This is a genomic window from Shewanella sp. (assembly GCF_047975355.1).
Lineage (GTDB): Bacteria > Pseudomonadota > Gammaproteobacteria > Enterobacterales > Shewanellaceae > Shewanella.
Genome location: NZ_JBKEDJ010000070.1, coordinates 33,802 through 56,655 on the forward strand (window position 1 = coordinate 33,802; position 22,854 = coordinate 56,655).

The 22,854-nt window shown below is 48.8% G+C and carries 17 protein-coding genes; 11 read left to right on the forward strand and 6 right to left on the reverse strand.

Annotated features, from left to right (window positions below):
• Positions 1-3: 3 nt before the first annotated feature.
• Positions 4-1,656, reverse strand: a complete 1,653-nt coding sequence (locus ACK5NH_RS17320) for a mechanosensitive ion channel family protein (protein ID WP_416922090.1) — start codon at positions 1,654-1,656, stop codon at positions 4-6.
• A 221-nt stretch (positions 1,657-1,877) separates the two neighbouring features.
• Between ACK5NH_RS17320 and ACK5NH_RS17325 the strand changes: the two genes are divergently transcribed.
• On the forward strand, positions 1,878-2,207 hold the full coding sequence (locus ACK5NH_RS17325) for a hypothetical protein (RefSeq protein ID WP_037430156.1): 330 nt from the start codon (positions 1,878-1,880) through the stop codon (positions 2,205-2,207).
• Between the two features lie 84 nt (positions 2,208-2,291).
• On the opposite strand, the gene ACK5NH_RS17330 is transcribed toward ACK5NH_RS17325, so the two are convergent.
• Positions 2,292-2,417, reverse strand: a complete 126-nt coding sequence (locus ACK5NH_RS17330) for a hypothetical protein (RefSeq protein ID WP_011627280.1) — start codon at positions 2,415-2,417, stop codon at positions 2,292-2,294.
• Positions 2,418-2,672: 255 nt separating this feature from the next.
• Between ACK5NH_RS17330 and ACK5NH_RS17335 the strand changes: the two genes are divergently transcribed.
• From ACK5NH_RS17335 to rraB, 6 genes are all read left to right on the forward strand, one after another.
• The gene (locus ACK5NH_RS17335) at positions 2,673-2,963 is read left to right on the forward strand and encodes an ABC-type zinc uptake system zinc chaperone (RefSeq protein WP_416922093.1); all 291 of its coding nucleotides are present in this window, start codon (positions 2,673-2,675) and stop codon (positions 2,961-2,963) included.
• Positions 2,964-3,044: 81 nt separating this feature from the next.
• Positions 3,045-4,226 carry a hypothetical protein gene (locus ACK5NH_RS17340; RefSeq protein ID WP_416922095.1) on the forward strand — a complete coding sequence of 394 codons (1,182 nt, stop codon included), beginning with the start codon at positions 3,045-3,047 and terminating at the stop codon, positions 4,224-4,226.
• Positions 4,210-5,118: a metal ABC transporter solute-binding protein, Zn/Mn family gene (locus tag ACK5NH_RS17345; protein WP_416922097.1), complete on the forward strand. Its 909-nt coding sequence runs from the start codon at positions 4,210-4,212 to the stop codon at positions 5,116-5,118. The genes ACK5NH_RS17340 and ACK5NH_RS17345 overlap by 17 nt, the downstream gene beginning before the upstream one ends.
• Before the next feature lie 4 nt (positions 5,119-5,122).
• The gene (locus tag ACK5NH_RS17350; protein ID WP_416922099.1) at positions 5,123-5,902 is read left to right on the forward strand and encodes a metal ABC transporter permease; all 780 of its coding nucleotides are present in this window, start codon (positions 5,123-5,125) and stop codon (positions 5,900-5,902) included.
• Between the two features lie 183 nt (positions 5,903-6,085).
• Entirely contained in the window at positions 6,086-6,829 is a 744-nt protein-coding gene (locus ACK5NH_RS17355) for a 1-acylglycerol-3-phosphate O-acyltransferase (RefSeq protein ID WP_416922101.1), read from the forward strand.
• Between the two features lie 43 nt (positions 6,830-6,872).
• The gene (gene rraB, locus ACK5NH_RS17360; RefSeq protein ID WP_011715766.1) at positions 6,873-7,280 is read left to right on the forward strand and encodes a ribonuclease E inhibitor RraB; all 408 of its coding nucleotides are present in this window, start codon (positions 6,873-6,875) and stop codon (positions 7,278-7,280) included.
• 59 nt (positions 7,281-7,339) lie between these two features.
• Here the strand turns inward: rraB and ACK5NH_RS17365 are convergent, their stop codons facing one another.
• Both ACK5NH_RS17365 and ACK5NH_RS17370 read right to left on the reverse strand, forming a co-directional pair.
• Complete coding sequence (locus ACK5NH_RS17365; RefSeq protein WP_416922103.1) at positions 7,340-8,311, reverse strand: GGDEF domain-containing protein; 972 nt, start codon at positions 8,309-8,311, stop codon at positions 7,340-7,342.
• A gap of 18 nt (positions 8,312-8,329) precedes the next feature.
• Positions 8,330-9,325 (reverse strand): response regulator, encoded by a 996-nt coding sequence (locus ACK5NH_RS17370; protein WP_011621374.1) that lies wholly within the window; start codon positions 9,323-9,325, stop codon positions 8,330-8,332.
• 578 nt (positions 9,326-9,903) lie between these two features.
• Here ACK5NH_RS17370 and ACK5NH_RS17375 point away from each other — a divergent pair.
• Positions 9,904-10,710, forward strand: coding sequence for a crotonase/enoyl-CoA hydratase family protein (locus ACK5NH_RS17375; RefSeq protein WP_416922106.1), 807 nt, complete (start codon positions 9,904-9,906; stop codon positions 10,708-10,710).
• Positions 10,711-10,777: 67 nt separating this feature from the next.
• Here the strand turns inward: ACK5NH_RS17375 and ACK5NH_RS17380 are convergent, their stop codons facing one another.
• Both ACK5NH_RS17380 and rapA read right to left on the reverse strand, forming a co-directional pair.
• Positions 10,778-11,701 (reverse strand): DUF3530 family protein, encoded by a 924-nt coding sequence (locus ACK5NH_RS17380; RefSeq protein ID WP_416922115.1) that lies wholly within the window; start codon positions 11,699-11,701, stop codon positions 10,778-10,780.
• A gap of 235 nt (positions 11,702-11,936) precedes the next feature.
• Positions 11,937-14,843 carry an RNA polymerase-associated protein RapA gene (gene rapA / locus ACK5NH_RS17385; RefSeq protein WP_374913075.1) on the reverse strand — a complete coding sequence of 969 codons (2,907 nt, stop codon included), beginning with the start codon at positions 14,841-14,843 and terminating at the stop codon, positions 11,937-11,939.
• A gap of 401 nt (positions 14,844-15,244) precedes the next feature.
• Between rapA and ACK5NH_RS17390 the strand changes: the two genes are divergently transcribed.
• The 3 genes from ACK5NH_RS17390 to ACK5NH_RS17400 all read left to right on the forward strand — a co-directional run.
• Complete coding sequence (locus ACK5NH_RS17390) at positions 15,245-16,639, forward strand: PhoH family protein (protein WP_011627270.1); 1,395 nt, start codon at positions 15,245-15,247, stop codon at positions 16,637-16,639.
• A 219-nt stretch (positions 16,640-16,858) separates the two neighbouring features.
• Positions 16,859-20,569, forward strand: coding sequence for a response regulator (locus ACK5NH_RS17395; RefSeq protein WP_416922109.1), 3,711 nt, complete (start codon positions 16,859-16,861; stop codon positions 20,567-20,569).
• 84 nt (positions 20,570-20,653) lie between these two features.
• On the forward strand, positions 20,654-22,854 hold a 2,201-nt coding region (locus ACK5NH_RS17400), incomplete at its 3' end, for a zinc-dependent metalloprotease (RefSeq protein ID WP_416922111.1).

A 22,854-nucleotide genomic window follows, 5' to 3' on the forward strand; every position in this document is an offset into this window, starting at 1 on the left:
GTGCTATTTGTTGGTTTGATAAATATGCACATCGCGCTGCGGGAAAGGAATGCTGATGCCCTCTGCATCGAAGCGCATTTTCACCTCGCGGGTAATATCCCAATACACATCCCAATAGTCTTCGGGTTTGGCCCAAGGACGAACGATAAAGTCGACCGAGGACTCCCCTAAAACGTGCAGCTTAATGAGCGGTTCCGGGAATTTTTGCACCTTAGGATGCGCCTCCACAATTGACTTAAGCACGGCTTCGGCATGTTCAATATTGTCGCCATATCCAATACCAAAGGTCATGTCGACGCGGCGTTGATGTTCGGCGGTAATATTGTTAATGGTGTCGCCCCAAATCTTATTGTTTGGAATGATAAGCCTTTGGTTATCTAACGTTTTAATTGTTGTGGATACTAAGCTCATATGGCTAACTCGACCAGTTACGCCAGCCGCGCTAATCAAGTCACCCACATCGTAGGGGCGATAGATCAAAATCATCATGCCCGAGGCAAAGTTGGAGAGTGAATCTTGCAGTGCGAAACCTATGATCACACCGGCGATACCAAAGCCTGCCAGTAAGGGGCCTAACTCTATGCCAAGCTGGGAAAGGGCAATCAGCACACCGATAGTAAAGACCGCTTTGCCCGAGAGTGAGGTAAAGAAGTCTTGCAGTAACTTACTGAAATTTAACTTTGAGTTACTGACCGTATTGCTCACAATCTTCTTCACCAGTTTGCCCGCAAGGCTAGCGACAAATAGGATCATGCAGAAGATAAATAACTTAAAGACTAAGGTGGGGCCATGGTTTATGGACTGTTCTTTGGCTGTGTGCAGCCATTGCTCGACTAGGCTTGAGGCCACATCTATGCTCAACACATCCTGGGTGATATCGCCGGAAATACTGAACAGGGTCTTTTTCAGTGAGGCGGTGTTTTGGTCTAACGCATCGAGTAAGTCGATATCTATGCTAAGGCTCTGGCTGTTGAGTGCCAATCTATCTTTTAATTGCATGACTCGACTGGTTTGCGCTGCGGTCACGTCTTTACCGGCATTGGTGGCGGCGTTGACCGCATTTTGCAGCTGTTGCTGGGTAAAAGTGACAAAGCTATCGAAGTTATCGGCGCGACTTAAGAGAATTTGGGTCAGCTCGGTTTTTTGCGCCGCCACATCTTCGCCCATTTGGCTAAGCCAATTTAAGGTCTCGAGCCGTTGTTTGTAGTTGTTATCCTTATCTAGCTCGCGCTTGGAGATCTCGAGCAAGGTTGCCTCATCATCCGCCGAGCCGAGTGTGTGGGATAACTTGTTGACTATATCATTGAAGTAGTCATTGATTTTCAGATTAAATTTCAGCTGTTCTTGGATGAGCGTCAGCATAAAGGTTTTATCGTAGCTGCCATCTTCTAACAAAAGTTTAATCTTATTGCGTAACTGTAAGGTCTTATTTTGAATGCGATATTCAACAATGGTGCGCAATTCACCTTGGGAGTCGGCTAAGCGCGCAATGTCCTCTTTAATCGCAGTTTGCAATGTGGTTAATTCGATTTGGACTTCATTAGGGATGGAAGCTGTTTGAGCGGCTGTTACCGGTTCTGTATCAGCTGCGGAAACATTGGTACTCAATAGCATGGGAAAGCTGAGGGCGAGTATGAATATTAGTGAGCGGCGCATAGGCGTTATCTTCAATAAAAATAGGTAGGTACATAATAGGAGTTGAGTTAAACACTGTAAAATCGCAGCAGCAGAAAATGCTATCTGAGTATAAAATTTGTGCGCTGGTTGGCAGCTTTGGCTGTGGGAATGAGGTTTTGAAACCACTGCGCTAATTAGTTCGACTGAGCGGGGGGGAGATCTGGTAAACTTAGCGCCCCATGTCTAGGAATTTACTCTAAATGCTGTGCTCCCATTGCCATCAGTCGATTAAAATTGCTCAAATTACTCAACAGCGTGGCAAAGGCTTTCACGCTCAAGTGCAGTGTCCCCATTGTTCCGCTTGGCTGGGGCATAGTCCTAAATTGTTGAAGTTAAAATTATTTGGCTTTTATGCGAGTGTGCTGACAGGGTTATACAGTTACTTTGATGCCTCGACGCGGCATTTTTTGATCCCTGTGATGATCTTCTGTGTGATGTTGCTGCTGGTGAGCCATTTTATGGACCAATTACAGACCATTGAGGCGCCAGAGAAGGAAGACGATAGCGATCAACGACAAAAGTATCGCTAGAGAGGGGATGACACAGGGTTAATCCTGTCGAGCCGTGCAGGGTTTTACCACAAAGGCTCGACATTGTTTTTACAGGGAGGCCTGTTATTGAACAACCTGTTCTTGGCTCTCTAATGAGTGTTCTACGTAATAAATCCCGCCCAAAATTACTGCGCCGAAAATCACTATCCCTAAGATTAATCCTAAGTTTTCACGAAAGAATGCTAGCATTTTGGTTGCCTTTTGCTGGATTGAATGGATTCTACATTGAGCTGGTATCACACCGAGCACATCATAGTTTTACTGACTTAAGTAAATCTTAAATAACCTTTTTTGCTAACTTTGACGCATTTTTATCGCATAATGTTTCCTACAAAAGTTGCAATGGTAAATATCTTGTAACGCATTGCTAGGGTATTACCTTATTGCAACTTGCTAGTGGCCTGACTTAAACTTGTGCCACTTTTTTACTATGGGGACGACTGAGTGAGACTGCACAGTCACATAAGACGCACAATTTCGGTATGGCTTGCCGCCGTATTGGTGTTGCTGTCTTTTGTTGCCTCAGCCCATAGTGTGACTCACCTTGATGATGGTGCGAAGACGCACTGTACTCTGTGCTTCCATCAACATCAGTTTAATAAGATCCTCTTAACACAACCTCTGACGCTGAATTTAGCGATACAGCGATTTGATGTTTGTGAGTTTGTCTTACCCGTTACCTTCTCTAAACACGTCAGTGTTTACCTAAGCCGCGCGCCACCTGTTCTCCGTTAAATCAACGTTTACATTTTAACTTATTGTATTTCTTGGTGACTTTACCGAGTCATCGAGTGCTAGTTGTATTTTGGAGATATCATGACTGTTTTGAACAACCGAATTTCTTTGGTGGCCTTGGCGTGTGCCTTCGTTTCGCCGGCACTGTTAGCGGAAGATTCGAGCCTTACCAACCCAGCGATTAGCGCAGTACTCAATGGCTACTACCAAACGGCCGAGCGTCCATTGGCTGAAACCGCTGAAGGCTTTGGCTTAGGTGAAACTGAGCTGGCGATGAGTGCCAATATCGACGATATGTTTTATGGCAAAGTAACCGCTGTCGTTGAGATGCACGACGGTGAGACTGAACTTAATCTCGAAGAAGCCTTTATTCAAACCATGGCGATGCCAGCGGGCTTTTCGATCCGTGGCGGACGTTTCCTATCGGATATCGGTTATTTAAATAACCAGCATTTACATACAGATTCATTCACCGATCGCCCGATTGCCTACCGTGCATTTTTCGGTGGCCATTACTTTGACGACGGTGTGCGCTTAAACTTTGTGGCGCCAACGGATCTGTATTGGACCTTAGGTGCTGAGGCCTTTAAGGGCGAGAGCATGCGCGCCGCCGATGAACACGGTGAACGTGAGTTTAAAAACGTGGGCGTTTACACCTTCTACACCAAAATCGGTGGTGATATTGGTGACAACAGCTCATGGCAGGCGGGATTGAGTTACCTACGTAACGAAAACGGTCAAGTGACAGCCCATGAAGAGGGTGACGAGCACGAAGATGAAGCAGTAGAAGAAGGCCATGACCACAGCCATGCGGCTTCTTACACAGGTAAAAACACCTATGGTGCTGATGTTGTGTATAAATGGGCGCCAAATGGCAACTATAAATACCAAAACCTGACGCTAAGCGGCGAGTATTACCGCGTGACTGACTTTGTGCCGAGCGATCTTCATCCCGAAGATGCGCCGAGCAAAGATTATCACCAGGGTTGGTACCTAAGCAGTGTGTATCAGTTTACCCCTAGCTGGTCTGCGGGTGTGCGTTACGGTGAGGTGGATACACAAGAGCTCCATGGCGATCATTTCCATGGACAGAAGTTAAAGGAATCTGAGGTGAGTCTGGCGTGGCATTCGAGCCATTTCTCGACGGTACGTTTCCAGTACACCAATCAGAAGGGACCTAACTTCGATGGAATCGAAGACGACAATGTTTTCACTATTCAATACATTATGTCTCTGGGGGCCCACGGTGCGCATCAATTCTAATTTTATTAAAGCGGCCGCTGCGGCCCTGTCTTTCGCTTGTTCTGGTTTGGCCCATGCTGAGCTGAATGTGTTTGCCTGTGAACCCGAATATGCCGCATTGGCCAAAGAGCTGGCACCGAATGCCAGCATTTATTCGGCAACGACGGCCCTGCAGGATCCGCATCAAGTGCAGGCGCGTCCGAGTTTGATCGCCAAAATGCGCCAAGCGGATTTAGTGGTGTGTGCGGGTGCCGATTTAGAAATCGGTTGGCTGCCTATGCTGCAGATGAAGTCGGCCAACGCTAAGGTTCGCTCTACCGAACAGGGGCTGTTTTTCGCCGCCGATCAAATCGATACCTTAGATAAATTAGCGAGTGTGGACCGCAGCATGGGCGATGTGCATGCTAAGGGGAATCCGCATATCCACTTTGACCCAACTCGTCTGCTATCCGTCGCGAATGCGCTCAGCGCTAAGATGAGCCAACTCGACCCGAGTGAGGCGGCGAATTACCAAAAGGCCCTAGCGGACTTTAGCACTCGTTGGCAGGCGGCGATTCCCCGCTGGGAAGAACAGGCGAAAGCGTTAAAAGGCAAAAAAGTTATCGCCTATCACACCAGTTTTAGATATCTGTTTAACTGGTTGGGTATAGAGCAAGTGGCAGATTTAGAACCAAAACCCGGCTTAGCACCGACCAGTGGCCACTTAGCGAGCCTGCTAAGTCGCGCCGAGCATGGCGATATCCTGGCGGTAGTTGTGGCGTCCTATCAGGATGAGCGTGGTGCTAAGTGGTTGGGTGAAAAGGCTAATCTACCAGTACTTATGTTGCCAATGTCGGTAGGTGGCAATGATGCGAGTCAAGATCTCTTTAGTCTCTACGACAGTGCGATTGCCCTCTTAAACGGGGTGAAATAAGCCTATGTTGGATCTGGAACTGATGTCGATCCTGCTGCCAGCATTGGCGGCGGGGATCTTAGTGCTCTCAACGCATATTGTACTTGGCAAACAAGTGCTTAAGCGTGGGATCATCTTTATCGATTTAGCCATTGCTCAAGTCGCCGCGTTAGGGGCGATTGTGGCGCACATGGACCACAGGTTAGAAGAGATGCCATTTTCTAATGTGTGGATGCCAGCCTTATTCGCCCTAGCGGGGGCGGGTTTTATCGCTTGGTTATCTAAGCGGATGGCGGGTGAGCTAGAGGCGATGATAGGTTGCTTTTACGTGTTGTCGGCGGTGGCGGCCATGCTATTGCTGGCGAACGATCCCCACGGGGCTGAGCTGTTAAAGCAATTGATGTCGGGCCAGATCCTTTGGGTGAGTTGGTCGCAATTAGTGTTACCTGCTGTGGTTTATGCGGCAGTGTTAGCGGTGATTTTTCTGCGTCCACAGATCTTAAATGGTGCTGGATTCTATCTACTGTTTGCGCTTGTTATTACCTTGTCTGTTGAGCTGGTGGGGGTCTATTTAGTGTTTAGCACTCTGATCCTGCCTGCGCTTGCTCTTAACAAATACCAAGGTAAAAACAGTTTGTTTTATGCTTACATAGTCGGTCTTGCGGGTTACTTGTTCGGTCTCGTGCTATCGGCAACGATGGACTTACCCAGTGGGGCGGCGATTGTCGCGACCTTGGCCATCAGCGCACTAGTATTCCGTTTAGGCTTAAGTAAAGCGGCGGCAGTGAGTCATGCTCCAAACTAGGTCTTTAGCTTAGCATTTTAAGCTTAGATATTGATTTAAAAGCCCATCGATACGCATTATTGCATCAGTGTCGATGGGCTTTTGTTTGGATTGTTAGTAACTCAGCTTACAGATGTAAACATTATATTGAGTCCCTAGGGCTTGGTGGCTATACTGTCGCCACTTTCATCCTTGGAGTATGTCGTGCTGTTAATCGTCAGATCTGTGTTGTTGGCTGTGTCATTGTTACTCGCGTTTATTTTTGGTGGTTTGGTCTGCTTATTGCGGCCTCGTCACCGTGACAATGTACATATGTTCGCCAAGATCTTTTCATCCGTGGCCCCTATTTTAGGGCTTAAAGTCATAGTGCGTCGGCATAAAGAGGTGCAGGATGGCCCCTACATTTTTTTAGGGAATCATCAAAATAACTTCGATCTGTTCACTCATACTAAAGCCGTGCCGAAAAGCACTGTCAGCTTAGGTAAAAAGAGCTTAGTGTGGATCCCGTTATTTGGGCTGATCTACTGGTTATCGGGCAATATTCTGATCGATAGAAAAAATCGTAACAGTGCCTTCGATACCATGGCCAAAACTGCGGAAAAGATTAAGCAGAACCGTTTATCCGTATGGATTTTCCCCGAGGGCACCCGCTCACGTGGCCGCGGTTTGCTTCCCTTTAAAGCGGGCGCTTTCCATACAGCGCTTGCCGCAGGTGTGCCGATAGTGCCAGTGCTGGCCTCTTGCCAGAGCCATATTAATTTGAATCGTTGGGATAACGGCGTGGTGATCATCGAGATGATGGCGCCTATTCCTACCGCAGGGTTAGATAAAGCCGATGTAAAAGCCTTTTCGGCCCAAGTGTATGAGACTATGTCGGCAAAATTTAACGAGATAAATCGTGAAGCGGCAACATTAATGGGTAAAACTCTCGAAAGCGATGACGTATAATAGCGCCAATTTGAGCCAGTTTTACCTTTACGGAGACAAATCCATGTCTATTGAAAGTCAGTTAAAAGCCCAACTTGCCGAGAATCGCGACATAGTGCAAGCCCTGCTTGACGATGGCTCAGAGCCAGATGCGGAATACACCATTGAGCACCATTTCTCATCCAGCAACTTCGATCGTTTAGAAAAAGCCGCCGTTGATGCATTTAAACTCGGTTTCGAAGTCAACGATGCCGAAGAAATGGAACTGGAAGATGGCTCAGTGATTTTCTGTTTCGATGCTATTGCTTACCACAAGTTAGAAGTGGCTTTACTGGATAAAGCGACCGAGCAGTTACTGCAACTCGCGGCTAAGCAAAAAGTGGATTACGATGGCTGGGGCACCTACTTCGTTGGCGATGATATCGACGATGAAGAAGGTGACGACGAAGAAGATGACGGTTTCCCGCACTAGTTCGCGACCATTGAGATTTCAGTAACAAAAAGCCCATCTATGATGGGCTTTTTGTTTTATTAGGCAGAGGTTTGCGCCGTATGCAGGACGCTACAATTACGACCTTTCTGCTTCGCCTCGTATAAGGCTTTATCTGAGCAGGAAATCCAGCTTGAGCCGCTGGTAATATGTTTACCTATTTCGCACACCCCTAGGCTGACTGTGACTTTGATCTTCAACCCTTCGAACACTATGGTGGAGTCGGCAATTCTTTCCCGCAAACGTTCAGTAAAATTGATGGCATCAGCGCCACTAGTATTGGGCATGACCACCGCAAACTCTTCGCCACCATAGCGGCCGACACAATCTGTTTCCCGTAGTGAGTGGCTTAAGATATGGGCGATATGTTGAATGACCTTATCACCCGCGACATGGCCGTAGGTATCGTTGATCTTTTTAAAGTGGTCTATGTCTATCATCACCAAGCTGGACATGCCCGAATAACGGGCGTAGAGATCAAACTCATGCTCTAAGCATTGTTGCCAATGGCGACGATTATGCAGCTGTGTCAGGCCATCGGTCTGGCTGAGGCGTTCTAACTGTTCGTTGGCGGCCTTGAGCTGTAGCTTGTTGACGGCGATATCGGTGACATCATAAATAATCACGCTGATATGGGTGATTTTTCCGGTTAATGAGGCCAGAGGCAACAGCGTCACGTTCTGGTACATAAAATCGGCGCGTCCAGTAATGGGGCGGTAGTTTTTAAATTGAAAAACGTAGGGTCTTTGTTCCCAACTGATAAATGCTCGATTTTTAAGCATAAAAACCGATTCCATCTTCTGCTTTAACCAAGTGGCGGGCAGCTCAGGAAAACGGGTAAACAGGTTTTGGCCTTTAATCGAATTTGGGGATACGCCGCTATGGTTTTCCATAAAGCCGTTCCACAGTTGGATATTATAATCGCGATCTAATACCACTAGACCCACTTCTATGGTTTGCACCATATCGATAAGCCAATGGAGTTCGTTCATTGCGCTTTGATCGTTTGACATAAGGTAAAATCCAACTGATTAATCGAGTAAATAACCGAGCTTATAACTGAGCGTCGGAATAGAGTCTTCGGTAAATAGCAGTAACAAATCGCATTGAACATTATGGTTTTCAATACGATAGTTAATCTCCATTGCTAAGGTTCTATGCCATTTTTCCGAATTATCATGGATAAGATCGTTCACAGTGCAGTGCCGGCCTAATACTACTGGATGAGCCTGACTGAACTTCATATCGAGCTGTTCAGAGATCCCGTTAAGGAAGGCGCCAATCAATACGTTACCCGTGTCGATCAGGACCTCGATCTCTGTGCTGATGTCTTCGGGATTGGCGAGTCCCATGAGTTTTGCCATGTCTTGAAAGCTCGAATCATGGAATAGTAGCAAGGCTTCACCTGCCACACCTGCACCAATAAACCCTTGGCAAAGAGCTGAAACTGTTGAGCTTTCTTCCGTTGCTTTGAGTGCCATCGTCAGCTCGCTGACTTCGAGCACGTTTACATTCGGGATAGGTAAGAGCACAAATACATCGAGTAGTTTGGCTAGCAGATCGGCGGCTCGCCCCATGGCGACGTTGGCGATCTCTTGGCAAGCGTCACGCATATCGACTTTGATCATTGGCGTTTCTTCCGCCTGATCTTTCTGCGTTAAGGTGAGGATGCCGTATTCCTGCAGGATATTACTGATGGCATCGGCACTGACGGGTTTTTGAATAAAATCCAATGCACCCAGAGCTTTAACCCGTTCATGGGCTTTGATCTGAATATCTCCCGAGACCACAATAATCAGCGCGGGGAGATCGTTTTGCTGCACAGTTTGCAACACTTCGTAACCGTCCATCACTGGCATATTGAGATCGAGGAAGACGACTTCGCCTTTACCTGCGCGAATGGCATCTAAGCCTTCTGCACCATTGGTGGCATAGGTGATCTCGACATCCCATTCTTTTGGGAGGGTGCGAGCCATTTGTTTGCGCGCCATGGCGGAATCGTCACAGATGAGTACAGAGATTGTCATGCTGACTACAGATCCTTATTTGCCCATTTATTGAAGATAACACTAATTCTTAATCTTTGAATGACGAATTAAGCACTTCGGGCAAGTTTGATTGATATCATCTATATGTAACCTATAGATTTTATTTGTTAATTCAATTTTTTTATCTCTTTAGCACCAGGCGTTGGCGGTAAAAAACCTTAGATAATCAAATCAAATTTCGAGTACTTGTTGCAAACAGAGCATCAGTCTTGGCGAATATGTTGACGCTCAATTCTGCAATAAGATGTTTACCCTTAGGGTTCAGCTCAGTACGATTTTGCAAATTTGTAGGTAAGTCGCGTCGTTGGTTATGCAACCGATGTTCAAAGATGATGGCTCGTAAAAACGACAAGTTGCACCCAGGGTTGAACATAAGGGATTAATACATTTGAGGTTCTCATGCTTTAGGTGGAGCCTAACATAATCACTCATTAAAACTTAATGACAGTCGACAGTATTTTGATGAATGTCAAAATTTAGGCGCATGTTACATCTTTTGGTGAATTTTTCCAGACGTGTTAACATTCGTTCTGGACTGACCAGTAACGGAATATTTCATGAGTGTGCCTTGTGTGCAAGTAACGATTGAGAATGGCATTGCTTATGTCCAGCTCAATCGACCAGAAAAATATAATGCAATTAATTATTTAATGTTTAGCGAGTTGGATAAAGCGATCAAAAGTATTAAATCGGATCCGCGTATACGACTAGTGATTTTATCTGGGGTTGGAGGCAATTTTTGCTCGGGGCTGGACGTTAAGAGCGTGATGTCGGCGCCGATGCAAGCATTCAAATTGCTGTTTAAATGGTTACCAGGCAATGCCAACTTAGCACAGAGAGTATCACTCGGCTGGCAGCGTTTACCCGTGCCTGTGATTGCCGTATTAGAGGGCTGTTGTTACGGCGGTGGCATGCAAATCGCCCTCGGCGCAGATGTTAGAATTGCGAGCCACGACAGCAAGTTATCTATTATGGAAGCCAAATGGGGGCTAGTGCCTGATATGGCGGGCTTAGTGGCGCTGCGGCAAATCATGCCTAAGGATCAAGCGATGCTACTCAGTTTGACTGCAAAAGTGTTATCGGGAGAAGAGGCTAAAAGCTTAGGGCTAGTCACTCAGCTCAGCGATAACCCTATGTTAAGCGCGCAGCAATTGGCTCAGGAGCTTCTCAATACCTCCCCCGATGCGGCGGCGGCAATTAAGTTGAGTATTAACCGCAGTTGGACGGCTTCGATTCGAGCGCTTTTATGCCGTGAGTCGTGGAGCCAAGTGAGATTGTTACTCGGGAAAAATCGCGCGATTGCGGCGACTCGTCAGCTGAAGGATCCCACCAAAGCCTATCAAGATCGCCAATCGGGTTGGTAGCAGGCGCGATTTAGTTGGCAAGAAAACCGTGGCGATGGATTGCTTAGGGTTTACAAAGGCTCACTCCTCAATAGGCGCCGCTCATGCGAGCGGCGAATCCTCTAATGGCCGCTAAACAATTCTGCCATGCACTCTCGTTATCCAGATTCAATGCCAGTGTCGTTTGCCGATAATTCGGCGCCTCTAAGGTCACGGCCAGCGTTTTACGTTGCTCCGCCGTTTCTAACGAGGCGGGGTGGCCATCGGGTGATTGAATATCGAGTATCGGCATAGTGAGCTTAGCCAGCTTCTCGGCGATGGCTTGGTTGCGCGTCTCATCCTCGCTGTAGGGATTGATGACAATTAATACATCTGGATCGGCAATTTTCTTTTGGCTTAATAGGCTTATTAATAATCCCGCGCTTTGATCTGCGGTGATCAATACCCTTTTGCCGGGGAAGTCGGTGCCGACACTGTCAAGCTGTGACATGCTCTTGACTAAAAAGTCTTCTTGCTCGAGCAGATGCTTATTGCTCTCCTCCGGCTTTACCTTTTGACTCGGTTTATTGGAAGGGCTGCTTAATTGGGCCGAACCCGGGGAAGTAATTTCGGTCGCGGCAGTGGCAAAATTAGGTGCTGGCGGCTCTGTGGGCGGTGTGAGGCTTAAACTGGCCCAGCCGGCAGCATTGATATTACGTCTGACAAAGGCCATCAATCCGGGCGCATCGGCGGTGCCATTAGTGGCGGGTAAGATAATCGCCGCGCCGAGTTTTTTGCGACCTTCCCATGAACGGACTAAGAGTTCGAGCGGCTGATCATCTATAGTGATCTGCTTGATTTCATTAGCGGGTAAATAGCTGCTCGCTCTTTTAAGGGGTGTCAGTTCATTAGGCTTTGGCTGAGCAGCTTCGGTGCTAGGCTCGGGAGTTTGGCTGTTGGGATCGGCGGCGAGTAAGTTCGCACTGGAGAGAGCTAAGATTAGACTCAATACTGAGGGGATAATACGCGCCATAGAATTGATAACCACCTGTGTAGTCTCATAAATTCAATTAGCTAGAGTATAACCTGAAGCGGCGTAGCAGAAGCAATTTTTGCTTAGGGCAGTGATCGCCACAGCTGTGTAGATATAACATCAATTCCAAAGAGACATTTATATTTGAGAAAATAAAACGCCCAGCAATTTGCTGGGCGTTTTTATCATTGGCTTAAGCGAGTCAATTTTGCCTCTAACTTAGCGTCAATCAGGATTAGACATGGCTAACCAATACCATACGAATCGCATCAAGCTGTAGCTGACTCGCGTCGAGGTAAGTGCTCAGTTCCTGCATTTGATTACGCAGGTATTCTAACTCTTCCTCACGGATATTCGGGTTAACCGCTTTCAAGGATTCTAAACGGTCTAATTCGCCCGTCAGTTGGCTGGTCATTTTCTCACGCGCCTGCGCCACTAACTCGTTCACCGCGGCTTGGGCATATTCTTCACCCTTAGCAAATAACGGATGCAGAATCGGTTGTGAAGCTGTGACTAACTTGCTGCCAATATGGCGGTTTACCGCGCTTAACTGTTTGTCAAAGCTAGTGTAATCCACCTTAGCTGACAAATCGTTGCCGTTTTTATCCAGCAGTACGCGGATAGGCGTCGGTGGTAGATAACGATATAACTGGCTGGATTTAGGAGCCGAAGCATCCGCCATGTAGATCAGTTCTAAGAACAGGGTGCCCGCGGGTAAGGCTTTGTTTTTCAAAATCGCGACGCTAGTCGTGCCTGTGTCAGAGCCAGTGATTAGATCTAAGCCTGTTTGCACTAATGGGTGCTCTTGGGTGATCAGGGCGATATCGTCACGGGACAGCGCGGTATCACGGTCGAAGGTGACCGTTACGCCATCCTCATGCAGACCCGGATAGGTTGGGAACATCATGTGTTCACTTGGGCGCAGGATGATAGAGTTTTCACCTTTATCTTCTTGATCGACACCGATAATGTCCCACAAGCGTATCACCGAACCAATCAGCTTAGTGTCCTGATCGCTTTGGGCTAAACGCTCGACAATCGCCTTAGCTTTATCGCCACCGTGGGAGTTGATTTCCAGCAGCTTATCGCGGCCTTGCTCCATAGCGTGTTTCAGTTCTTTGTAACGGCTTTGGGTGTGGTTGAGCAGATTGGTCAGCTCATCTTCATCCCCGCCGACGAGAACATTCAATAGATCTTCGGCAAATTCACTGTACAGCACATGGCCACTTGGACAGGTCAGCTCGAAAGCATTCAGACCTTGGTGATACCAGTTGAGCAGACGTTCCTGCGCGGTATCTTGCAGATAAGGCAGGTGAATTTGTATATCGTTCTTTTGCCCAATACGATCTAAACGGCCGATACGTTGCTCTAATAAATCTGGGTTTAATGGCAGATCGAACAGCACTAAGTGGCTGGCAAACTGGAAGTTACGACCTTCGGAGCCGATTTCAGAACAGATCAACGCTTGGGCACCACCTTCTTCCTGGGCGAAGTAGGCACCGGCCTTGTCGCGCTCGATGATCGACATGCCTTCGTGGAATACGGTGGCTTGGATGCCTTCACGGGTACGCAGGGCTTCTTCTAAGCTCAGGGCGGTATCGGCGCCGCTGGCGATGATCAGCACTTTTTTGCTGCGATGCGACTTTAAAAACTCGATTAACCAATCCACGCGAGGATCGAATTTCCACCAACTGGCGCTGTTATCTTCAAATTCTTGGTAGAGCTTTTCAGGGCTTAGGGCTTGTGCCGCTTTCGCTTCTAAGGTCTTACGGCCACCCATCATCTCATTCACACGGGCAGCAGTAAGATACTGCTCAGGCATTGCATGGGGATAGGCGTTGAAAATACGTTTCGGGAAGCCTTTTACCGAGGCGCGGCTGTTGCGATAAAGCACGCGGCCTGTGCCGTGGCGATCGAGTAATTCTTGCAGCAGTTCGCTGCGAGCCGCTTGTTGCAGCTCGCTGTCGATATCTTCGGCTTGAATTAAACGAATACTCGGCGCTATGTCTTTCTCGCTGAGTAATTCGGTGAGGCTGTTGATGGCGGCATCGGATAATTTTCCGTCGCCCGCTAAGGCTTCGGCGGCAACGGCGACATCTTTGTAGCTGTTTTCTTCGGCGAGGAAAGCATCGTAGTCGTAGAAACGATCCGGGTCGAGTAGGCGCAGGCGCGCAAAGTGGCTCTCATGGCCGAGTTGATCCGGCGTTGCAGTTAATAACAATACGCCAGGCACTACTTCGCTTAATGCTTCAACCACTTGGTAGGCACGGCTCGGGGCTTCTTCGGTCCACTCTAAGTGGTGAGCCTCGTCGACGACCAGCAGATCCCAGTCGGCATCGAGTGCTTGGTCGAGACGTTTCTTTTTACGCAGTAATTCGAGTGAACAAATCACTAACTGCTCGGTGTAGAAAGGGTTGTCGTGATCGGCAAAGGCCTCGACACAACGATCTTCATCAAATACAGAGAAGCGCAGGTTAAAGCGGCGTAGCATTTCCACTAACCACTGGTGACGCAAGGTATCCGGCACAATAATCAGCACTCGTTCGGCGCGGCCAGTGAGCAGTTGTTGATGGATAATCAGACCCGCTTCGATGGTTTTACCTAAACCCACTTCGTCAGCCAGCAATACACGCGGCGCATAACGGCGACCCACTTCATGGGCAATCCACATCTGGTGAGGGATTAGGCCAACGCGTGGACCTTGTAAGCCGAGTAAATCTGAGGTCGCCAATTGATGACGCAGTAACTGGCATTGGTAACGAATACCGAAACGGTCGAGGCGGTCAATCTGACCGGCAAACAGGCGATCCTGCGGTTTGTTAAAGCGAATATTGTGGTTTAACAGGGTCTCACGCAGACTGGCTTTCTCACCTGTTTCGCTGTGGATACCGTGGTAGACGACGAGGCCGTCTTTTTCGGTGAGTTCTTCAACCGAGAGGCTCCAGCCTTCATGGCTTTCAACCGTATCGCCAGGGTTGTATATGACACGGGTCAGGGGGGCTTCGTTGCGCGAGAACATACGGTTCTCACCAGTCGCAGGGAATAACACTGTGACCATACGGCCTTCAACTTGTACGACTGTTCCTAAACCAAGCTCTGACTCGGTATCACTTATCCAACGTTGTCCTAAGGCAAACGGCATCTTAAATTCTCATCTCTGGCGGACTCTAACAAAGGGCGCGTATGTTATATCAATAATAGGGATATTTGAATCGCCCTCTCACCCGTTAGAGCCTAATTCTCCGCACACTAGATTACAAATTGAACAGTGAATAAAATTCTCTATAGTCCTTCGATGATTTGTCATGCTACTGTCATCTCGAGGGACCTACACTGCCCTCGAGTCACCGACTTAAACACAGCTTCATTCGGTTGGCATTCAGGGAGAATGGTGCCAATATTAGTTTAAGCCGCTAGCCGTCTTTATTAAGTAGAGGCTTGAACTTTAAGATCATTCTTTAGCTCGCCAACTGACATAGGAGCCATATCCACTCACCGGGAAAGAGATGTAGCATAAAAACAATCGAGCACTCTGGAGGCGCCATGGAACAAGACGACAGAAAGTTGTTTGTACTGGATACCAATGTGTTACTACATGAACCTTTGGCGATCTATTCGTTTAAAGAGCACGATGTGGTCATTCCGATGACTGTGCTAGAAGAGCTAGACCAGATAAAAGATCGAAAGAGTGATGTGAGTCGGGATGCTAGGGTCGCCATACGGGCGCTGGAAGATACCCTAGGCGGTGATACCACACCGGAACAAATCATTAATGGCGTCCCTTTACCGAGTCGAGAAGGGCATGCTGATGCGATAGGGGCGCTGTCTATTTTCCCTGATCATCTTGTCGATTTTACCCTAGGCGCCCTGCCGGGGGATGGCAACGACAATCGTATCATCAACACAGCTCTGCACCTGCAAAACCTCCACCATCCACGTACCGTGGTGTTAGTCACTAAAGATATCAATATGCGTCTTAAGGCCAAGGGCGCGGGTATTCAATTGGTTGAGGACTATCGAACCGACCAGCTGATCGATGATATTCGTTTCCTCAGCAAGGGTTTTTATCAATTCGAAGGTAATTTCTGGGAGCATTTAAACAAGGTATCCACCGAGCGCCACGGTCGACATACGATTCACGAAGTCCCACTGAAAGATTTAGACAACGAACCCTTCTACATTAACCAGTATCTTATTGATACCGAATCTGATTTTTGTGGCCGCGTCACCGAGCGTAGCGATACCCATCTGCACATTTTGGATCTGGGCCGTGAGCGCTTAAAAAACCTCGAGGCTTGGGGGGTAAAACCTAAGAATGTTTACCAAGGTATGGCGCTGCAGGCGCTGCTCGATCCCGATATCGATCTGGTGATCTTAACTGGGCCAGCGGGTTGCGGTAAAACCTTACTGGCAATGGCGGCGGCGCTGGAGCTGGTGGTAGAGCGCAATCGTTACGATAAGGTAATTGTTACTCGGAATACGCCAGAAATTGCCGAATCCATCGGCTTCTTGCCCGGTACCGAAGAAGAAAAAATGATGCCATGGCTTGCGGCCATCACCGATACCTTAGAAGTGCTGCACAAGAATGATGTGAATCCCACTGGCAGCTTGAACTACATCATGGAGAAGGCGAATATCCAATTTAAGTCGATCAACTTTATGCGCGGCCGCTCGATCCAAAACTCCATCGTGCTCTTGGATGAATGTCAAAACCTGACAGCATCGCAGATCAAAACCATGATCACTCGGATGGGAGAAGGTACAAAATTGATTTGTTGCGGTAACTTAGCGCAGATCGATTCGAATTATCTCACCGCTGTGACCTCGGGTTTAACTTACATAGTGGAACGTTTTAAAGACTTCGAAGGCAGCGCAAACTTGTACTTGAATGGGGTGGTGCGTTCACGCTTAGCCGAATACGCCGAAGAACATCTCTAACCATTAACTAATTTGTTACAAAAGGTCTCACTCGTGGGACCTTTGTTTTTACGCATTTCTATGTTTTTCAATGAACTAATCATAGACTTTGACAGCATTCGTACGGCAATTATTTGATGCGACTCAGGGTTTCTTCCTGCTAATATATGAAGCCATAAATGAACCCAGTCACTTTTGCCTCCGATGGCTAAAATCAAGCGCTGCAATCAAGGGTAGTGGATGAAATCGAGTGAGCCGGATCTCCAGCTAAAATCGCCGATCCAAAAGAATTATAACCGTGCTGTTTTTTATACTTATATCGGCGTGATTGTCCTGTCGTTACTGACGGCATGGATGTTTTTCGATCGCCAGAAATCTCAGCAGATGGATCAGCGTGAAGAGCAGGTCGAGCGCCACGTATTACAAATCGACTTATTGTTGGAGTCGAGCATCCGCGCGGTGAAGAGTCTGCGGGATGTGGCCGTGGATCACCTGCGCTTAGGTGAGTTGGTGCGTAAAGAGCGTTTACCGCAATACGGCAAATTTAACGAGAGTGGTCAGTATTTTACCTTAGAGCCAAACTACGCCAAGGGGGGGAAACCCTTTACCAATATGGGGCGGATCACGGGCGCGGGTTCCCTCGATGGTCGCAGCGATAAGTTCTACCAAGAGCTGGAAATGCTGTTTGAAGTGTCACTGTCTTTCCCTGTCGCCAAAGAAGCCGCACCTAAAGCCTCGGCAATTTATTATTTATCCCGCCAGCGGATGATGTCCTACTTCCCTTGGACCAACGGTGACCAGCGTTTTAGGGACGAGCTGCTCAATAAGAAACAATTCCAATACGCCACTCCGGCGATGAACCCACAGCGCAGTGTGTTTTGGAGTGAGGCCTACGTTGATTCGACGGGTAAAGGCTTGCTGACCACCTTAGGTGTGCCCGTTTATCTTGACGATGAGTTTATGGGGTCCATTAACCTCGATATGACCTTGGCTTCGTTGGCACGGCAAATTCGGGTGTACTTCAAGATGCCGGGGACGGTGATCCTGCTCGATCAGCAGAACAATATTTTGTCCCACAGTGACTTCGATGGCTCTGATATCAATCGGGTATATCACATCAGTCAGCGCATTCCGTCTGAGCTGCATTCGCTTCCCGAGTCCGAATTGTTCGATGCCCACGAAGGCATCATTCGTAACGGTTACTATATTCACTCGGTCGCGCTGCATAACGCGCCGTGGCGCTTGTTGTATCTGCAGAATGAAGACGACCTGTTCCAAGATTCGGTCGAAAAACTGCAACTGACCTTTATCCTAGTGGTGATCGCCCTGTCGGTGCTGGTAACCATAGTGCACTGGCAAACGCGCCGCTCCTTCGTGAGTCCTGCATCGCGGCTGTTATCGCACTTAGAGGGCTGCTCCCAAGAGCCGCGTAAACCGCCGGAAAAAATCACTCCGGGGTGGGAGCCTTGGTTCTTGCTGGTGAGCCGCATCTTTGAGGAAAACAAACAATATACCCATCATTTGGCTGAGCAGAATAAGCGACTCGACAAACTGGTCGCGCGCCGTACCGAGCGGTTAAAAGATGCGACCGAGCGCCGTGAGCGTGAATATGCGTTGTTGCGCTCCTTGCTTGACTCCATCCCAGAAGCCATTGTCTTTAAAGATAAAGAAGGCAATTACCTCGGCTGTAACAAGGCCGCCGAGCGGATGCTAGGTTACACTGAAAGCGAGATGATTGGTCTGTCGTCGGAGGATTTAACCTCGCCAGAAATGGGCATTCGTATTCGCGCCGAGGATGAGCAGATCTTAAAAGATCGCACGCCGCTGCGTTATCAAGAGAAGGTCGAGTTAGCGGGTAAACCAGTGTTGCTTGACACTCTGAAGCTGCCTTTCTATAACCGCCGTGGCGAGCTACAAGGCTTAATTGCCGTGTGGCGCGATGTGACGCGTGAGTATGAGTCCGCCGAGCAGTTGCGGCTTTCGGAGGAGCGTTACCATTTAGCCATGGATGCGGTAGAAGACGGTCTATGGGACTGGTATCTGGATTCGGAGCATATTATTTGCAACCCATCCTACTATTCGATGCTGGGCTATAAACCCAATGAATTCCCTGCGTTAGTGTCGGCTATCGATCAACTGACGCACCCCGACGATAGAATTCGGGTCGAAGAATATCGTAATCAGTATCTGCAAAACCCCGTCGATGCCTATGAGATCGAGTTTAGGATTTTAGGCAAAAACGGCAGTTATCACTGGGTGCTTTCCCGCGGCCGGGTGGTGGAGTTTACCGCCGATAGTCAGCCTAAGCGTATGGTCGGTACCCATAAGGACATCACGCGCCATAAGAGCAACGAGGTGGCGCTGCTGGAGGCGAAACAGGACGCGGAACTGGCGAACCTGTATAAGAGTGAATTCTTGGCGAATATGAGTCATGAAATCCGCACACCAATGAACGCTATTATCGGTATGTTGCAGTTAGCGCAGCGCACTTCGCTGACGGCGCAGCAAAAGGATTACCTCGAAAAAGCCGGTTTCTCGGCGCAATCATTACTGCGGATTATTAACGATATTCTCGACTTCTCTAAGATTGAGGCCGGTAAGTTAGAGTTGGAGCGAGTGCCGTTCCCGCTGGATAAAGTGCTCGACCATGCCCTCGATCTCAACGCGCTTAAGGCGCAGGAGCAAGGCGTCGAGTTATTACTGTATGCGCCAGTGACAGCTGGTCTTATTCTTAAGGGCGATCCACTGCGCTTAGGCCAAGTGTTGATCAACCTATTATCGAACGCGGTGAAGTTTACCCAATCCGGTGAGATTGAACTGGGCTGCGAAGATGTGGGCGAGCGCGACCATCGTATTACCTTAAAATTCTGGGTGCGCGATACGGGTATTGGGATCAGTAAAGATCAGCAGGAAAAACTGTTCGATGCCTTTGCCCAGGCCGATGGTTCAACCACCCGTAAATACGGCGGCACAGGATTAGGTTTATCGATCAGTAAGCATTTGGTCTCCATGATGGGCGGCAAGATGCAAGTGCAGAGTGAGTTAGGCGTTGGCAGTACCTTTAGCTTTACCATCAGCTTTGAAATTGCCGAAGAAGCTAAGGTCGAGCCCTTAGTTGTGCCTGAAAAACTCAATAATTTACGCACCTTAGTGGTGGACGATAATCCGACGGCGCTGCAAATTTACTCGGCGCTGATGCGTGATTTCCACTTCGAGGTGGATACGGCCGCCAGCGGCGCCGAGGCGCTGTATAAGTTGTCGCGGGATCCTATCGATTTATTGTTGCTTGACTGGATGATGCCAGAGATGGATGGTGGCGATGTGATCACCGCCATTGATACCATGGTGGCCGAAGGCCGCATCGCGAAACGGCCAATCATCATCATGATGACCGCTTACGCGGCAGAACCTTTGCAACTCGAGGTCGATAGTGCCAATGTGTTTGCCGTGTTGCAAAAACCCTTTAAGGCATCGAGTTTGTTCGATGAGATCATCGCCGCCTTTGCCGATGAGCCAAGGCTTAATGTGGTGCAGCCTATTGATGAAGTGCCAGTAGAAGAGGGCGACCACACTGGGCTTGTGCTCTTGGTGGAAGATAACTTTATCAACCAACAGGTGGCGACTGAGCTGTTAAAGAGCGCAGGATACGAAGTCGTTGTTGCAGGGAATGGCCAAATTGCCCTCGATATTATCGACTCACGCCCCTTCGATGCGGTATTAATGGATATTCAAATGCCAGTGATGGACGGTTTAACCGCGGCGCGGGCACTGCGTGAACGCTTTAGTGCCGATGTGCTGCCAATTATCGCCATGACGGCCCATGCGATGTCGGGCGATCGAGAAAAGAGTCTTGCGGCAGGGATGAATGCCCATATCACTAAGCCGATAGTGTTAACTGAACTGTTTGAAACCTTATCGCATTGGATAAAACACAAGAATAATCATCATTAATTGTTTGCCCGGGGCCAATGATGGCCCCGCGTGGTTCACTTATTGTGTAACATGACCACGTAGACAGCCCAATCAGGAGGAAAGATGAAACCCCATAGCCTAGCCCTTGCCATCCTACTCTTAGGTTTACCCGCGCTGAGTGTCGCCGCGAATCTGCCGAGCATTAAGGTCGTTAAGCAGAGCCAAGCCGCTAAGGGATTTCTTAATCTTTACTATGAGCCAAGCGAGGGGGAGTTATACCTCGAAGTGAGCCGTTTAAATCAACCTTTTCTCTTGGTGACTAGCCTGCCAGAAGGGGTCGGTTCTAACGATATCGGTCTCGACCGTGGTCAATTAGGCCAAACGCGGATGGTGCAGTTTGAGCGCCAAGGTCCCTACATCCAGCTTAAGCAGCTGAACACTCAGTATCGTGCCAATACTCAAGATGCCGCCGAAAAACGCGCTGTGAATGAGGCCTTTGCCGATTCGGTATTGTGGCAGGGCAAATTGCTCGACGGTAAGCCAGATATGGTGACGATTAGCTCGCTGATGCTCAATGATTTACACGGCGTTGCCAGCGTACTGCAACACACTGGGCAGGGGAGTTATCGCCTCGATTTAACCCGCTCGGCGATTTTACCCGCCGGGGTGAAATCCTTCGAAAAGAATAGCGATGTGGATGTGCAGCTTACCTTTAAAGCCGATGCGGCGGGTGAGCAAGTGGCTAAGGTCACGCCCGATGGCACTTTAATGTCGGTGCGGATGCGCTATTCCTTTGTCGAGCTGCCCGAGGAGGGCTATCAAGCTCGCGCCTATCATCCTATGAGCGGCTATTTATCCGATGAGTATCGTGACTATGCCACGCCGTTTTCGGCGCCACTGGTACAACGATTTATTTTGCGCCACCGCCTGCAAAAGGTGAATCCTGGCCCAGCGCCCAGCGAAGTGGTAAAGCCCATCACCTATTACCTCGACCCTGGCGTGCCAGAGCCTATCCGCTCGGCGCTGCTCGATGGCGCACGCTGGTGGGAAACGGCCTTCACCCAAGCGGGATTTATCAACGGCTTTAAGGTTGAACTCTTGCCACCCGATGCCGATCCGCAGGATATTCGCTACAACATGATCCAGTGGGTACACCGCGCTACGCGTGGATGGTCCTACGGCGCGGCGTTAACCGATCCGCGCACCGGTGAAATCATCAAAGGCCAAGTGACTTTAGGTAGCTTGCGGGTGCGCCAAGATTACTTAATTGCCAAAGGGTTAACCGCAGGCTGGCGTGATAGAAGCGCCGCCGAGCAAGCGGCTAATGACTTAGCCTTAGCGCGTATTCGCCAACTCGCCGCCCATGAAGTCGGCCATACCTTAGGCTTAGATCATAACTTTGCCGCGTCGACTAATCAGGACGCCTCTGTGATGGATTATCCCCATCCTAAGATCCTACTGAAAGGTAATGACATTTATATATCAGCACCTTATGGCGTAGGTGTCGGTCCATGGGATAACTTTGCTATCGCGTACGGCTATAGTGATGAAGGCGATGCCACCGCTCAGCAAGCGCTGCAAAATCAGTTACTGGCCGAAGTGGCCCGCAAAGGGCTGCGCTATATTGGCGAAGCCGATTCGCGCCAGAAGGATGCCAGCCAAGCCTATGCCAGCCTGTGGGATAGCGGTGACGATCCTATCGCGCAGCTGCTGGATTTGAATCGTATTCGCGCTAAGGGGATTGAAGGCTTTAGCAGCTCAGCCCTTTTACCCGGTGAGCCACTGGGTGAGCTAGCCGATGCCTTTGTGCCTATCTATTTACTTAGCCGTTACCAAATCGATGCGGTCAGTAAGTTTATTGGCGGCACAGACTACAACTATCTATCCGTCGGCGAGGGCGCTCGCTGGAGCTATATCGCGCCGCAGTTACAATTGTCGGCCCTCGATGCACTGCTCAGCACCTTAGATGCGACCAGTTTAACGGTTCCTCAAACCTTACTCGATACGCTGGTGCCTAAAGCGGGAAATTATCAAGTTACGCGGGAGTCATTCGAATCGGGGCTTGGGGTGATTAGCGATCCCCTCGGAATGGCTGAAGTGTTAGCGCGTCATACTGTGAGTCAGTTGTTGATGCCACAGCGCTTAAATCGCGTCAGCCAAGGGGCGATGGCGGATAATGAGCAGCTCTCGGTCGAAACTTTACTCAATAAGCTGTTTGCCGCGACGCTTTATCAAGAGGATAAACTCGCTCAGATTGAAGGTGTGTGGATGCGTGTGAATGCGGTGGTGATTGATGAACTCCTATCAAGCTACCATGATCCGCA

Excerpts from the sequence above, each read along its gene's own strand:
- ACK5NH_RS17320 (WP_416922090.1), bottom strand. The coding sequence starts at position 1,656 with ATGCGCCGCTCACTAATATTCATACTCGCCCTCAGCTTTCCCATGCTA.
- ACK5NH_RS17325 (WP_037430156.1), top strand. The coding sequence starts at position 1,878 with ATGCTGTGCTCCCATTGCCATCAGTCGATTAAAATTGCTCAAATTACT.
- ACK5NH_RS17330 (WP_011627280.1), bottom strand. The coding sequence starts at position 2,417 with ATGCTAGCATTCTTTCGTGAAAACTTAGGATTAATCTTAGGGATAGTG.
- ACK5NH_RS17340 (WP_416922095.1), top strand. The coding sequence starts at position 3,045 with ATGACTGTTTTGAACAACCGAATTTCTTTGGTGGCCTTGGCGTGTGCC.
- ACK5NH_RS17350 (WP_416922099.1), top strand. The coding sequence starts at position 5,123 with ATGTTGGATCTGGAACTGATGTCGATCCTGCTGCCAGCATTGGCGGCG.
- rraB (WP_011715766.1), top strand. The coding sequence starts at position 6,873 with ATGTCTATTGAAAGTCAGTTAAAAGCCCAACTTGCCGAGAATCGCGAC.
- ACK5NH_RS17365 (WP_416922103.1), bottom strand. The coding sequence starts at position 8,311 with ATGTCAAACGATCAAAGCGCAATGAACGAACTCCATTGGCTTATCGAT.
- ACK5NH_RS17370 (WP_011621374.1), bottom strand. The coding sequence starts at position 9,325 with ATGACAATCTCTGTACTCATCTGTGACGATTCCGCCATGGCGCGCAAA.
- ACK5NH_RS17375 (WP_416922106.1), top strand. The coding sequence starts at position 9,904 with ATGAGTGTGCCTTGTGTGCAAGTAACGATTGAGAATGGCATTGCTTAT.
- ACK5NH_RS17380 (WP_416922115.1), bottom strand. The coding sequence starts at position 11,701 with ATGGCGCGTATTATCCCCTCAGTATTGAGTCTAATCTTAGCTCTCTCC.
- rapA (WP_374913075.1), bottom strand. The coding sequence starts at position 14,843 with ATGCCGTTTGCCTTAGGACAACGTTGGATAAGTGATACCGAGTCAGAG.
- ACK5NH_RS17390 (WP_011627270.1), top strand. The coding sequence starts at position 15,245 with ATGGAACAAGACGACAGAAAGTTGTTTGTACTGGATACCAATGTGTTA.
- ACK5NH_RS17395 (WP_416922109.1), top strand. The coding sequence starts at position 16,859 with ATGAAATCGAGTGAGCCGGATCTCCAGCTAAAATCGCCGATCCAAAAG.